Origin of the sequence: Cypionkella sp. (genome assembly GCF_034376685.1) — a bacterium.
In the GTDB taxonomy this organism is placed as follows: domain Bacteria; phylum Pseudomonadota; class Alphaproteobacteria; order Rhodobacterales; family Rhodobacteraceae; genus Cypionkella.
In genome coordinates this window covers 26,984-40,490 of record NZ_JAXMJJ010000092.1, presented here as the reverse complement: position 1 = coordinate 40,490, position 13,507 = coordinate 26,984, and the positions used below count along the sequence as shown (strand labels likewise).

11 protein-coding genes and 1 tRNA gene are annotated in these 13,507 nt (G+C 60.5%); 4 read left to right on the top strand and 8 right to left on the bottom strand.

Annotation, left to right across the window (positions count from 1 at the left end; translation table 11 throughout):
- Window positions 1-88: 88 nt before the first annotated feature.
- Window positions 89-162 (bottom strand) — tRNA-Gly (locus U1A24_RS17425).
- A gap of 43 nt (window positions 163-205) precedes the next feature.
- Window positions 206-2,482 carry an adenosylcobalamin-dependent ribonucleoside-diphosphate reductase gene (locus U1A24_RS17420; protein WP_322323256.1) on the bottom strand — a complete coding sequence of 759 codons (2,277 nt, stop codon included), beginning with the start codon at window positions 2,480-2,482 and terminating at the stop codon, window positions 206-208.
- A 241-nt stretch (window positions 2,483-2,723) separates the two neighbouring features.
- Here U1A24_RS17420 and U1A24_RS17415 point away from each other — a divergent pair, with 241 nt between their 5' ends.
- A complete protein-coding gene (locus tag U1A24_RS17415; protein ID WP_322323255.1) occupies window positions 2,724-3,146 on the top strand; it encodes a DUF1489 domain-containing protein in 423 nt (140 codons plus the stop codon).
- 150 nt (window positions 3,147-3,296) lie between these two features.
- Complete coding sequence (locus U1A24_RS17410; RefSeq protein WP_322323254.1) at window positions 3,297-4,199, top strand: DMT family transporter; 903 nt, start codon at window positions 3,297-3,299, stop codon at window positions 4,197-4,199.
- Here U1A24_RS17410 and U1A24_RS17405 read toward each other — a convergent pair whose 3' ends face one another.
- From U1A24_RS17405 to hisS, 4 genes are all read right to left on the bottom strand, one after another.
- Window positions 4,200-4,541 (bottom strand): hypothetical protein, encoded by a 342-nt coding sequence (locus tag U1A24_RS17405; protein ID WP_322323253.1) that lies wholly within the window; start codon window positions 4,539-4,541, stop codon window positions 4,200-4,202.
- Window positions 4,542-4,610: 69 nt separating this feature from the next.
- On the bottom strand, window positions 4,611-5,315 hold the full coding sequence (gene hisG / locus U1A24_RS17400; protein ID WP_322323293.1) for an ATP phosphoribosyltransferase: 705 nt from the start codon (window positions 5,313-5,315) through the stop codon (window positions 4,611-4,613).
- Window positions 5,312-6,427 carry an ATP phosphoribosyltransferase regulatory subunit gene (locus U1A24_RS17395; protein WP_322323252.1) on the bottom strand — a complete coding sequence of 372 codons (1,116 nt, stop codon included), beginning with the start codon at window positions 6,425-6,427 and terminating at the stop codon, window positions 5,312-5,314. Before U1A24_RS17395 ends, hisG begins: the two co-directional genes overlap by 4 nt.
- Window positions 6,424-7,977 carry a histidine--tRNA ligase gene (gene hisS, locus U1A24_RS17390; RefSeq protein WP_322323251.1) on the bottom strand — a complete coding sequence of 518 codons (1,554 nt, stop codon included), beginning with the start codon at window positions 7,975-7,977 and terminating at the stop codon, window positions 6,424-6,426. The genes U1A24_RS17395 and hisS overlap by 4 nt, the downstream gene beginning before the upstream one ends.
- A gap of 72 nt (window positions 7,978-8,049) precedes the next feature.
- Here hisS and U1A24_RS17385 point away from each other — a divergent pair, with 72 nt between their 5' ends.
- Window positions 8,050-8,247 carry a SlyX family protein gene (locus tag U1A24_RS17385; RefSeq protein WP_322323250.1) on the top strand — a complete coding sequence of 66 codons (198 nt, stop codon included), beginning with the start codon at window positions 8,050-8,052 and terminating at the stop codon, window positions 8,245-8,247.
- Here U1A24_RS17385 and U1A24_RS17380 read toward each other — a convergent pair whose 3' ends face one another.
- Together U1A24_RS17380 and dnaE are read right to left on the bottom strand one after the other, a co-directional pair.
- Window positions 8,248-9,009, bottom strand: a complete 762-nt coding sequence (locus U1A24_RS17380; RefSeq protein ID WP_322323249.1) for a sulfite exporter TauE/SafE family protein — start codon at window positions 9,007-9,009, stop codon at window positions 8,248-8,250.
- Between the two features lie 187 nt (window positions 9,010-9,196).
- The gene (gene dnaE, locus U1A24_RS17375; RefSeq protein WP_322323248.1) at window positions 9,197-12,625 is read right to left on the bottom strand and encodes a DNA polymerase III subunit alpha; all 3,429 of its coding nucleotides are present in this window, start codon (window positions 12,623-12,625) and stop codon (window positions 9,197-9,199) included.
- Window positions 12,626-12,747: 122 nt separating this feature from the next.
- On the opposite strand from dnaE, the gene U1A24_RS17370 reads away from it, so the two are divergent.
- Window positions 12,748-13,170 carry a hypothetical protein gene (locus U1A24_RS17370; protein WP_322323247.1) on the top strand — a complete coding sequence of 141 codons (423 nt, stop codon included), beginning with the start codon at window positions 12,748-12,750 and terminating at the stop codon, window positions 13,168-13,170.
- Window positions 13,171-13,507 lie beyond the last annotated feature (337 nt).

The following is a 13,507-nucleotide window of genomic DNA, read 5'->3' as shown; positions in this document are numbered from 1 at the left end:
TCCTCGTGAATCCCAAGGGTTAACTCCCTGAAATCAAACAAAATAAAAAGGTCCCGAGCCGGGACCTTCAATTCTCAAACCAGATATTTGGAGCGGGCGGCGGGAATCGAACCCGCGTCTTTAGCTTGGAAGGCTAAGGTCTTACCATTACACAACGCCCGCGCTGCAGCCTTCTAGCACCCTGCGCCAGAAGGCTCAACACCCCTCACCCACATTTAGAATGCCCGCAATCATTGCAGGTCATGCAGCCCTCTTTCATCTGCAAGGCATAGCTGCCACAGCTTGGACAAGCCTTGCCGCGCGGAGCCTCGCCCACCGCCATCACCTGCATCTGCGGATCGGTTTTCAGCCCCATCCCCTCGCCCGCGATGAAACCAATCGAGACCAGATGCCGCTCGATCACCCCGCCAATCGCGGCCAAGATAGACGGAATATACCGCCCCTCCATCCAGGCCCCGCCGCGCGGATCGAACACCGCTTTCAGTTCCTCAACTACAAAGGAAATATCCCCACCCCGTCGGAACACCGCCGAGATCATCCGCGTCAAAGCCACCGTCCAGGCGAAATGCTCCATATTCTTCGAGTTGATGAACACCTCAAACGGCCGCCGATGCCCGGCAATGATGATATCATTGATGGTGATATAAAGCGCGTGTTCCGACCCCGGCCATTTCACTTTATAGGTCTGCCCCTCCAGCGCTGCCGGACGGTCCAGCGGATCGGTCAGATAGACAACCTCGCCCCCCGCCACCATCGCAGGCGCTTCCGCTGGCACCTTATCGGTGCTCTCCGAAACCGTCAGCACCGACCCCGTCACCGCATTCGGCCGGTAGGTGGTGCAGCCCTTACAGCCCTGATCCCAAGCGGCCATATAGACCTCTTTGAACGCCTCAAAGCTGATATCTTCCGGGCAGTTGATGGTCTTGGAAATCGAGCTGTCGATCCACTTCTGCGCCGCCGCCTGCATCCGCACATGGTCCAGCGGCGGCAGCGTTTGCGCATTCACAAAGTAGTCCGGCAGCGCCGTATCACCCTTCAATTCACGCCACAACCGCACCGCGTAATCGACGACTTCTTCCTCGGTCCGCGAGCCATCCTTTTGCAGCACCTTCCGCGTGTAGGCATAAGCAAACACCGGCTCAATCCCGCTCGACACATTCCCCGCATACAAGGAAATCGTCCCGGTCGGCGCAATCGAGGTCAGCAGCGCATTGCGAATGCCATGCGTGCGGATCGCCTCGCGCACATCATCATCCATCTGCATCATGTTGCCTGAAGCCAAGTAACCCTCGGCCTCAAACAGCGGAAACGCGCCCTTTTCCTTGGCCAGATCCACCGACGCCAGATAAGACGCCCGCGCAATCGCATGCATCCAATCCTCGGTCTGCTTGGCGGCCTCAACGGAGCCATAGCGCAAGCCGACCATCAGCAAAGCATCGGCAAGCCCGGTGACTCCCAAGCCAATCCGCCGCTTGTTCTTCGCCTCGGCCTCCTGCTCGGGCAAAGGAAACCGCGAGGCATCAACCACGTTATCCATCATCCGCACGGCCAGCCGCACCAGATCATCCAGCGCCACCAGATCCAGCTTGGCACCCTTGGTAAACGCCCCCGCCACCAGCGTCGGCATGTTGATGCTGCCCAGCAAACACGCGCCATAAGGCGGCAGTGGCTGCTCGCCACAAGGGTTGGTCGCCGCAATCGTCTCGCAATAGCCAAGGTTGTTGGCCTTGTTGATCCGGTCGATGAAAATCACACCGGGTTCGGCAAAATCATAGGTGTTGCGCATGATCTTGTTCCACAGATCGCGCGCCTGCAATGTGCGGTAAACCCGGCCCTGAAACACCAGATCCCACGCGCCATCAGCCTTGACCGCATCCATGAACGGATCGGTGATCAGCACCGAAAGGTTGAACATCCGCAGACGGGCAGCATCCTTCTTGGCCTCGATAAACGCTTCGACATCCGGGTGATCGCAACGCATCGTCGCCATCATCGCGCCACGACGCGAGCCCGCCGACATGATGGTGCGGCACATCGCATCCCAGACATCCATGAAGCTCAAAGGCCCCGAGGCATCCGCCGCCACACCCTTCACCTCAGCCCCACGCGGGCGGATGGTCGAGAAATCATAGCCAATGCCGCCGCCCTGCTGCATCGTCAGCGCGGCCTCTTTCAGCGCATCAAAAATCCCACCCATGCTGTCCGGCACGGTGCCCATGACGAAGCAGTTAAACATCGTCACATTGCGGCCAGTGCCAGCCCCTGCGGTGATCCGACCCGCAGGCAGATACTTGAAACCTTCCAGAGCGCTATAGAATCGCTCCTCCCACACCGCAGGCTCGGCTTCAACTTCCGCCAAAGCCCGCGCGATCCGCCGCCAGCTGTCCTCGACCGAACCATCAATCGGCGTGCCATCCTGCGCCTTTAGCCGATATTTCATGTCCCAAATTTGCTCGGCGATAGGGGCGGCAAAGCGCGACATGAGGGCGGTCCTTCCTGTGGGGGCATCATGCAGGCCGCGATGAAAACATCGAATCCCGGATGACGTTAGATTGATAAGACGCGACTGATAACGGCAACAGAGTGTGCGGGCAAGCCTTGAACCTACCAGATTTCGGGTTACCATGCACGACCAATCACTCTGCTGGGCAGGCAGGCCGGCGACGAGTCGCGCAGTCAGCCACACACGATGCCGCACTGTGCAAGGTCAGGAAACACGACGCATGCTCAACATCCTAAAACTCAGCGTCGGAACGGAATCGGTCGATGACCTCGCCCAATGGCACCGCGCCCATGCCCATGTCTGGGCTCCCGGCACCACCGAACACGTCACCCGCATGTGGCCGAAACGCGAGGATGAAATCCTCAACGGTGGCTCGCTCTATTGGGTGATCAAAGGCATGATTCAGGCCCGCCAACGCCTCGTCGGCCTCGCAGAACGCCGCGGCCAAGACGGCATCCTGCGCTGCGCGCTTGTGCTCGACGCAGAACTGATCCGCACCGAAAACGCCCTGCGCCGTCCCTTTCAGGGCTGGCGCTATCTCGACCCGGCCGAATCGCCGCGTGACCTGCCGAAAACCCGCGCGCAGGATGATACCCTGCCCCCAGCCCTCGCCGCAGCCCTCGCAGAAATCGGCCTGCGCTGACCCCTAAAACTTAGCTAAAATTGTCATCCTCTGTGCGCAAATATCCCACGGGGGAAGCGGGTTTGGCACAAACCCGCATGGGGGTGTGAAACCCCCAATAACATCGCATCCACCCTTCCCTTCGCCGCAGAACCGCGCCACAACCCAGATATGATCAAACGTCCGCTCTGGCTTGCCGCCGCCCCCGTGATCTTCCTGCTGCTGTGGTCGGCGGGCTTCGGCATCGCCAAGCTTGGCCTGCAACATGCCGAACCGCTCACCCTGCTGGCGCTGCGCTACACCTGCGTTCTGGCCCTGCTGCTGCCATTGGCGCTGATCCTCCGCCCACCGATGCCGAAAACCAAACGCGCTTGGGCCGATATCGCCATCACCGGCTTTCTGATCCAGGTGGTCTACTTCGGCCTCTGCTACATCGCGTTCAAATCCGGCGTCTCGGCGGGCGGCGTCGCGATCATCGTCTGCCTGCAACCGATTCTCGTCGCCCTCGCAGCACCCTACACGGTGAAAGAGGCCACATCGCGCCTTGGCTGGATCGGTCTTGGCCTTGGCCTTGCCGGGGCCGCCATCGCGATCCTGTCGCGCTCCAGCCTACAAGCCGAAAACCCGTGGGGCATCCTGCTGACCTTCGGCGCCCTTTTGGGCATCACCGGCGGCACGCTTTATGAAAAACGCTTCGGCACCGCACAACACCCGATCATCGCCAACCTGATCCAATACGGCATCGGAGCCGCCTTCACCCTGCCCGCCGCATACCTCACCGAGGGCATGGCTGTGCAATGGTCGCCCGCGTTCCTGTTGATCCTCGGCTACTTGGTGATCGGCAATTCCATCCTCGCGATCAGCCTTCTGCTGGCGATGATCCGCGTCGGGGAAGTCGCCCGCGTCTCCGCCCTGTTCTACCTCGTCCCCGCCCTGTCGGCGCTATTCGCATGGCCGCTGCTGGGTGAGGCGATGCCGCCGCTCGCATGGGCAGGCATGGCGCTGGCAGGCTTGGGGGTGGCTTTGGTCAGCAAAAAATCTGGGGTCAGCAAAAAATCCGCAACAAAGACCTAATCACCAGCCGCCCGGATTGCCCGGCTTGATTTTGCCATGGCCCTCTTCGCCCGCTTCACTCATCCAGATCACCTGCGCGCCATTGATCGCAACCGACCAGCACAGCTCGGGGTCCTGGCCATAGGTGAAGCACATCTTGTCGCCCTTCACCGCCCATTTTCCGGTGTAATCTGCGGCATGAAGGCTGCCATCTGGGGCATAGAACTCGGCATAGCCGCCAGAGGCCGCCATGCTGCCGGTCACGGTATTGCCGACCAACGCCGCGCGAATGGCATCGCCCGTCGCCAGATCCGCCGCCTGAACGGGCGTCGCCAACAGCAACAACGGCAGGATATAGCGCACGGAAGACCTCCTCGGTTCACCGCCAGAGTTAACCCTTCGCCCCTGAAGGTCAAGCCGCTTCACGCAGCCTCAGATCGGCGGCAGCGCCAGCCCCAGCTTTGCCGCCAACCGCTCCAGCACCGCCCGCGCCTGCGCCCAATCCGCCGATCTGCTGGCAAACAGCACCGCCTGACTTTGCAGGATCACCGAATCCGACAGGATCTTCAAATGGTTCGCGCGCAAGGTTTCCCCCGACGAGGTGATATCGGCAATCGCCTCGGCGGTCAGGTTCTTCACCGTGCCTTCGGTCGCGCCCTGACTATCCACCAACTGATAATCCGCCACGCCCTGCGCGGTCAGAAACTCCCGCACAAGCCGATGATATTTCGTGGCAATCCGCAACCGGAAGCCATGCGCCGCCCGAAACGCCGCCGCCGCTGCATCCAGATCATCCACCGTATCCACGTCAATCCAGCACGCGGGCACAGCGATGATCAGATCGGCATGGCCGAACCCCAGCGGAGACAATTCCGCCACCTGCACATCCCAATCCGCCAACTTGTCGCGCACCAGATCCGACCCGGTAACCCCCAAATGAATCCGCCCCGCCGCCAATTCGCGCGGGATTTCCCCCGCCGACAGCATCACCAGCTCCACGCCGTCAATGCCATCGACCGCGCCGGAATACTCCCGCTCTGCCCCGGTCTGCCGCATCATCACACCGCGCGCGCCGAACCACTCAAAGGTCTTTTCCATCAACCGGCCCTTCGAGGGCACCCCGATCTTCAACATCAGACCGCCCCCCGCAAAGCCGCGACAAGGTGAGGCCGAATGATCCCCCCCACCGCCGGAATAGACCGCCCCGCCCCCAACACCGCCGTCAGCGCATCATAGCGCCCGCCCGATGCCACCGCAGGCATCCCATCAGCATGGAACGAGAACACAAAGCCGTCGTAATATTCCATCGAGGTTCGCCCAAGGCTCGCCTCAAATGCCAGCGTCTCCACCGCGACGCCCCGCGCCCGCAACGCCTCTAGCCGCGCCGCAAACCGATCCACCGCAGGCGCAATCGCGGGCAACATCGGAGTGATCCCGCGCAAATGCCCCAAAGCCGCCTCAGCCGGAGCCTGCAATCCCAGCAGATCATACAAGAGCGCCGCTTCAGGTGCCTTGATCGGAGCCGCTTGCGCATCCTCGATCAACGCCTGCGCCCGCGCCGCAATATCTTCCGGCGCGCGCAGTCCGATGAAAGACCCCACTTGCGCGATCAAATCCGCAGGTGCGCCGCAGGCCAACCGCTGCAACAAAGCCGCCCGCGCGCCGGGCACCGCCGCCCGCCCGGCAAAGCGATCGAGCAGCGCCCGGAACCGCTTGGGTCGCCAAATATGCCGCAACAAAGCCGCCCGCCGCCGCTCGGTGGTCTCAAGTCCCCGCACCGCCGCCATCAGAATGCCGATGTCGCCGGTGACCGCGCGCACCGGCAACCCGCTCAGCATCCCCGAAAACAGCGCAAACACCTCCGCATCCGCCGCCTCGGGCGCTTCGCGGTCAAACACCTCAAAGCCGACCTGCATATATTCGCTGGCCCGATTGCCCAAGTGCTCCTGCTTGCGAAACACCTCGCCCATGTAGCAATAGCGCGCCGGGTCCGCGCCATCCGCCATATGCGCCTGCACCACCGGCACGGTAAAATCCGGCCGCAGCATCATCTCACCGCGCAGCGGGTCCGTGGTGACATAAGCCCGCGCCCGAATATCCTCGCCATACAAATCCAGCAGAGTCTCGGCCGGCAGCAGCAAATCCGCTTCGACCGGCACCGCCCCCGCCGCCTGAAACGCCGCAAACAGCCGCGCGGCCTCGGCCCGGATTGCCGCCTTGTTGCCCGGCTGCCCCCCCGCCGTGCTCATGCCCCCAGCATCTTCCGCACAGCTTCCACCAGATCGGCGCGCGGCACTTCCACCTGCGCAGGCTGGTCTTTCCATTCCTCCAGCGTCGCAGATTGCGCAATCTTCGCGCCCAAGATCAGGTCTTTCAGAATCACAACGCCCTTTTCGGCCTCGTTGCCACCCTGAATGATCGCAATCGGAGACTGGCGTTTATCGGCATATTTCAACTGGTTGCCGAACTGCTTGGGATTGCCGAGATAAACCTCTGCCCGGATCCCCGCCTGTCGCAAATCCGCGACCATCCCCATGTAATCCGCCATCCGGTCACGATCCATCACCGTCACCACGACCGGCCCCGCCGTATCGCCCGCCAGCCGCCCCTTAGCAGCCAGTGCCGCAAGCAACCGATCCACCCCGATAGAAACCCCCGTCGCAGGCACCGCCTGCCCGGTAAAGCGCTTGACCAGATCATCATAGCGCCCACCGCCCGCCACCGAGCCAAAAGACCGCTTGCGGCCCTTTTCGTCGAGGATTTCAAAGGTCAGTTCGGCCTCATAGACCGGGCCGGTGTAGTAGCCGAGGCCACGGACGACCGAGGGGTCGATGACTATGCGGTCGGAGCCGTAGCCTTGAGACTCAAGATAGGTAACAATCAATTCAAGTTCTGCCACGCCTTCCAGACCAGTTTGCGAACTGCCCACTAAATCGCGAAGATATTTGATCGCGTTGAGGTTTTGTGAAACTTTTCCAGTTGTGACAAACTCAAATTCGTTGATGTCGCCCATTGCTTCTTGGTTGCCGTAAAGAAAAGACATGATCTTTTCGACAGCATGTTCGGACAACCCCGCACCTTTGGTAAAATCACCGCTCTCATCCTTGCGCCCGGCGCCCAGCAGCGCACGCACGCCTTCCAATCCAAGGCGGTCCAGTTTGTCGATCGCGCGCAGAACGATGCCGCGCTCGGCCTCAAACTTTGACGGATCAGACGGGTCCAAAACCCCGGCGACTTCCATCACCCCGTTCAGCACCTTGCGGTTATTCACCTTCACCACATAATCGCCGCGCGGAATGCCGACAATCTCCAGCGCATCCGACAACATCGCGCAAATCTCGGCGTCAGCCGCCACCGAAGCCGACCCCACCGTATCCGCATCGCATTGATAAAACTGCCGGAACCGCCCCGGCCCCGGTTTTTCATTGCGCCACACCGGACCCATCGCGAACCGCCGATAGGGGCTCGGCAGATCGTTGCGATACTGCGCCGCCACGCGTGCCAGTGGCGCTGTCAGATCATAGCGCAACGCCAGCCAGTCGGCGTCTTCATCCTGCCAACCGAACACACCCTCGTTAGGCCGATCCACATCGGGCAAAAACTTGCCCAAAGCCTCAACGGTTTCCACGGCGGAAGTTTCCAGCGGATCAAAGCCATAGCGATGATAAACCTCGGCAATCTTGTCCAGCATCGCCTTGCGGGCGGTGACTTCCGCGCCAAAGTAATCGCGGAAGCCCTTCGGGGTTTCGGCGCGCGGGCGACGCGCCGCTTTAGCGCCTTGGGTTTTGTCATTTGCCATAGCTTACAGCCTTCGCTTTTTCTCGCGCTCCGTGTAACGGATGGGGGCATCCGCAGCAAGCAGGGGACGAAGATGGACCGCACCGAAGCCCTCGAAGAACGCATCGCTCATCTGACCCGCGCGGTGGAAGACCTGTCGGATGTGGTCGCACGGCAGTCGAAAGACCTCGATCGCCTGCTGCGCCTCACCCAGCTTCTGGCCGAGCGTGAGGCCGAACGCGAAGCCACCGGGCAAGCGCCCGAGGCCAACGTCCGCCCACCCCACTGGTGATTACATCGTGATCAATCGGTAAGCCGCCACGCCCAGCGCAAACACCCCCACCGCAATCGTCAACGGCTTGCGCGGTGCCATCTTCGCCAGATAGCCGCCAAAGAACGCCGCCGGCAAACCGCCCAGAACCAGCCCGAACACGGTCATCCGCACGTCGCTCCAGTTGGTTTCCTCGCCCCACCAGCCGAAATAATACGCAATACCCAACGCGGTAAACACCACGAAGCTGACAATAAACTCCGAGAAATTCGTCGAGCCAATCGCATAGCGCGACTGCACGCCCGAGCCAAGCAGCCCGGTGTTGACGATCGGCCCCCACGAGCCGCCAATGCCCTCGATCAAGCCACCCGCAAAACCAATCACCCGAAACCGCCGGGTTTTCACCAACTGCACCGCGATGCCGCGAAAGCCGCGATAGACGATATAGCTGCCCATCAGCACCAGATAGGCGTTCACCAGATACTGCAGCGCATCGCCCTTCAGCCCTGAAAGCAGCGTCGCCCCCAGAATACCGCCAATCGAGCCGAACACCGCCAAGGCCCCGACAATCCGCCAATCAATATTGCGATGATACAGGTTCGACAGCGCCGCCGTGCCCCCCGTCGGCAGCTTGGCCGCGTTGACCGAAGCCGAAACCAACGGCGGTGGCACGCCCTGCGCCAGCAACACAGCCGATGAGATCACGCCAAACCCCATGCCCAGCGATCCATCAATCAACTGCGCAATAAAACCGATCAGGACGTAATCCCAGATACTGTCCATGCTGATTCCGCCCTTTAATTACGACAATTCCCGTAGATATTTACCACTTTGAGGCAGCAAACAACTATTTTTTTCTCTTTTGCAGGAATTTGGCAGAGATTCGACCCTTCTGCTCACAAAAGCGTCATTGTCGGCGAGGTTTCGCGCGAGCTTGCAACCGGTTGACTGAAGGCCTGACATGGCGGTCTCAGACCTCTTCCACCATCACAACGCCCTGCATCGCCTTGATCGCGCCCTTGATCTGCGCCGTTACCGGATAGCTTTGCGGCAGCGTCAGGTCAATCTCGCGGCCCTGATCATCCGGCACACACAGGGTTATCTGCGCCTTGTTGCGGCCCTCAACCTTGCCGAGCAGCATCGCAATCGACGCCGCCGCCTCAGGCTTGTTCAGGTGGATCCGCAAGGCCTGCGCGCCTGCCGCATCCGCCACCTGATCAATTGGCTGCACCGCATTGGCCAGCAGTTTCAGCGTCTCGCCCTCCAGCTCTGCCTTCACCGTCAGCACCACATTGCGCCCCGGCTCCAACAGATCGCGCGCGGCTTCCAGCGTGTCGGAAAACACCGTGACCTCGTACAGCCCGGTCGGATCAGATAGCGAGACGAAGGCAAAGCGATTGCCCTTGGCCGATTTGCGCTCCTGCTTGCTGGCGACCGAGCCTGCAATCTTGGCAATGCACATGCCACGCTCGGCTTTCTGCGTCACTTCCGTCAGCGTCAACACATCCCGCCGCTTCAACGCCGACATGTAATCGTCCAGCGGATGCCCCGACAGATAGAACCCAATCGCCAGATGCTCCTGCGTCAGCCGTTCCACCGGCAACCAATCATCGCGATAGGCAAAACGCGGCTCAGGAATATCCGCCCCCGCCTCGCCGAACAAACTCACCTGATTGGACGATTTCGCCTCATGGATCGCCGCCGAATAGGCCACCAGCGCATCCAAAGCCTCAAACACCCGCGCCCGGTTGCCATCCAGCACATCAAACGCCCCGGCCCGCGCCAGCATCTCCAACGGCCGCTTGCCAACCCGCTTCATATCCACCCGCCGCGCGAAATCGAACAAAGTCGCGAACGGCTTCTCAGCCCGCGCGCTGACGATCAGCCCCATCGCATCCGCGCCGACGCCCTTCAGCGCGCCCAACGCATAGACCACCGCCCCATCCCGCACCGAGAACGTCGCCAAAGACGCATTGACGCAAGGCGCAATTGTCTTGATCCCCAGCTTGCCGACTTCGCGCTTATAGACCGCCAGCTTGTCGGTCAGATGAATATCGCAGTTCATCACCCCAGCCATGAACTCGACCGGGTAATTCGCCTTCAGATACGCGGTCTGATAGCTGACCACCGCATAGGCCGCCGCGTGCGATTTGTTAAAGCCGTAGTTGGCGAACTTCTCCAGAAGGTCGAACACCTCCCCGGCCTTTTTCACATCGACGTTGTGGGTCTTCTTCGCGCCCTCAACGAATTTGGGGCGCTCCTTCGCCATCTCCTCGGCAATCTTTTTGCCCATCGCCCGGCGCAGCAAATCTGCCCCGCCCAAGGAATACCCCGCCATCACCTGAGCGATTTGCATAACCTGCTCTTGGTAAACGATAATCCCTTGGGTTTCCGCCAGAATATGGTCAATCGTCGGGTGAATAGACTCCAAGTCTTTCAGCCCGTTCTTCACCTCGCAATAGGTCGGGATATTCTCCATCGGGCCGGGCCGATACAGCGCCACCAGCGCCACGATATCCTCGATGCAGGTCGGCTTCATCCGCCGCAAGGCATCCATCATGCCGCTGGATTCCACCTGAAACACCGCAACCGTTTTCGCCGCCGCATACAACTCATACGATGGCTTGTCGTCCAGCGGGATCAGCGAGATATCAATATCCACCCCGCGCAGCCGCAACAAATCCAGCGCATTCTGGATCACCGTCAGGGTTTTCAGACCCAGAAAGTCGAACTTCACCAGCCCGGCTTGTTCCACCCATTTCATGTTGAACTGCGTCGCGGGCATGTCCGACCGAGGGTCTTGATACAGCGGCACCAATTCGTCCAGCGGCCGATCGCCAATTACCACCCCGGCGGCATGGGTCGAGGCGTTGCGATACAGCCCCTCGATCTGCGCGCCGTAATTCAGCAGCCGCGCCACGACCTCTTCCTTAGCCGCCTCGCGCAATCTGGGCTCATCCGCCAATGCCTTGGTGATCGAAACCGGTTTCACCCCCTCCACCGGGATCATCTTCGACAGCCGGTCGACCTGCCCATAAGACATCTGCAACACGCGCCCCACGTCACGCACTGCCGCTTTCGACAACAAAGCGCCAAAAGTGATGATCTGCCCCACCTTATCGCGACCATATTTATCCTGCACATAGCGGATCACCTCCTCGCGGCGATCCATGCAGAAGTCGATGTCAAAGTCGGGCATCGACACCCGCTCGGGGTTCAGAAACCGCTCGAACAGCAAGGCATAGCGCAACGGGTCCAGATCGGTGATCGTCAGCGCATAAGCCACCAGTGACCCCGCGCCCGAGCCCCGCCCCGGCCCGACCGGAATGCCGTTTCTCTTCGCCCAGCCGATAAAATCCGCCACGATCAGAAAATAGCCCGGAAACCCCATCCGCTCGATGATGCCCAGCTCAAAATCCAACCGCGCCTGATATTCCTCCACCGTCACCGCATGCGGAATGATCGCCAATCGCGCCTGCAAGCCCGCATTGGCCTGCCGACGCAACTCGTTGACCTCATCATCAGCGAACTTCGGCAGGATCGGCGCGCGCTTGAACGCCGCAAACGCACAGCGCCGCGCTATCTCGACGGTATTCTCCACCGCCTCCGGCAGATCGGCGAACAAAGTCACCATCTCGGCCTCGGTCTTGAAATAATGCTGCGGCGTCAGCCTGCGCCGGGGCTGCTGCTGATCCACATAAGCCCCCTCGGCAATGCAGATCAGCGCATCATGCGCCTCATACATCGTCGCGGCGGGGAAGTAGACGTCATTGGTCGCGACCAGCGGCAGGTCCAACTCATAGGCCGTCTCAATAAACCAGCGCTCGGTGCCCGCCTCGGCATCCGTCAACCGCCCGCCCTCACCCGGATGGCGCTGCAATTCCACATACAGCCGCCCCGGATAAGCCGCCGCCAACCGCTCCAACAACGCCCGCGCTTTCGGCAGTTGCGCCGTCTGCACCAACCGCCCGAGCGGCCCATCCGCCCCGCCGGTCAAACAGATCAACCCGCCCGAATACCGCTCCAGTTCCTCAAGTTTCACCTCCGGCAAAGCCCCGCCCTTGTCGATATAAAGACAAGAGTTCAGCTTCATCAGGTTCATATACCCCGCTTCGTTCTGCGCCAGCAGAACCACCGAAGCCGCAGCCTTCAGCTTCTCCCCCGCCGCCCCCGGATCATAGGCCACCGAGACCTGACAGCCCACAATCGGCTGCACCCCAGCGTCCTTGGCGTAAACCGAAAACTCCAACGCCGCGAACATGTTATTGCTGTCGGTGACCGCCACCGCAGGCATCTCATGCTTGCCGCAAAGCTTGATAAGCGCCTTCACAGGCACCGCCCCCTCCAGCAAAGAATGCTCGGTATGGGTGCGCAGATGGATGAATCGAGGTGCTGACATGGGGGTAGACTATCGGGTTGTGAAGGCAGGGGAAAGGTGGACGGTTCGCTAGCACCACGTTGGCCAGCCCGTCGACAAATGCTAGACAATGACGTGCTACTTGCAGAGTAAGGGCGGCGACGATGGAACATCAAATCACACCCTTTGAAGGCGTTGGCCCGATAAAGTTTGGTATGACGCCAGAGCAAGTTTGGCGGACGCTAGGAAAAGTTCCCACGACATTTAGGCGATCGCCGCAAGCCGCATTTCCTTGTGACTATTTTCAGTCTGAAGGCACATTTTGCTATTATGATTCAGATGGAACACTAGAAGCCGTAGAATTCGGCCATCCGGCGCGACCCCTATTGGGAACAGTAAACCTTCTGGGGGCGGCGATGAACAATGCTGTAGCGGCACTGTCCGAACTTGACCCTACCCTCGCGGTCGAGGTCGATGGCGCAATAGCTCATCAGTTGGGTGTAAGCATCTTTGCCCCGCTATTAAAAGACAACGAGGCTGCAACTGTTGAAAGCCTTCTCGCGTTTCGCCGAGGGTATTTTGATTGACCAGTCGTAAGCCGTAGAGCGGCATTTATTGCGCCTCTTGCTGCGCCAAAATCTCTGGCACCAAAACCCCGCCCAACGCGCAATCCTTAACAAACTCTTAAACCCACCATCTCAACTCCTTGTTTCAAAACACATAAAAAAGGTCCCGAGTTGGGACCGCCCCTCATCCCTCTCAAAACCGACGCGCTCCACCGACTTTCCCGCAAGAATCCAGAAACTCCTTTCGCCAAACCGATCAATCTAACTCTTGCACAACACCCCAGTCCAAGGCTTCATATCACCCAAGGCAGCGCCCCCGCTTTCCGCCGCATCGGGCGGGCGCGCGACATGGCCAACG

Bases quoted from the DNA above. Each gene is read 5' to 3' on its own strand.
- U1A24_RS17385 (WP_322323250.1), top strand. From the start codon at position 8,050: ATGGACCGCACCGAAGCCCTCGAAGAACGCATCGCTCATCTGACCCGC.
- U1A24_RS17410 (WP_322323254.1), top strand. From the start codon at position 3,297: ATGATCAAACGTCCGCTCTGGCTTGCCGCCGCCCCCGTGATCTTCCTG.
- U1A24_RS17420 (WP_322323256.1), bottom strand. From the start codon at position 2,482: ATGTCGCGCTTTGCCGCCCCTATCGCCGAGCAAATTTGGGACATGAAA.
- U1A24_RS17395 (WP_322323252.1), bottom strand. From the start codon at position 6,427: ATGAGCACGGCGGGGGGGCAGCCGGGCAACAAGGCGGCAATCCGGGCC.
- U1A24_RS17380 (WP_322323249.1), bottom strand. From the start codon at position 9,009: ATGGACAGTATCTGGGATTACGTCCTGATCGGTTTTATTGCGCAGTTG.
- U1A24_RS17370 (WP_322323247.1), top strand. From the start codon at position 12,748: ATGGAACATCAAATCACACCCTTTGAAGGCGTTGGCCCGATAAAGTTT.
- dnaE (WP_322323248.1), bottom strand. From the start codon at position 12,625: ATGTCAGCACCTCGATTCATCCATCTGCGCACCCATACCGAGCATTCT.
- hisS (WP_322323251.1), bottom strand. From the start codon at position 7,977: ATGGCAAATGACAAAACCCAAGGCGCTAAAGCGGCGCGTCGCCCGCGC.
- U1A24_RS17415 (WP_322323255.1), top strand. From the start codon at position 2,724: ATGCTCAACATCCTAAAACTCAGCGTCGGAACGGAATCGGTCGATGAC.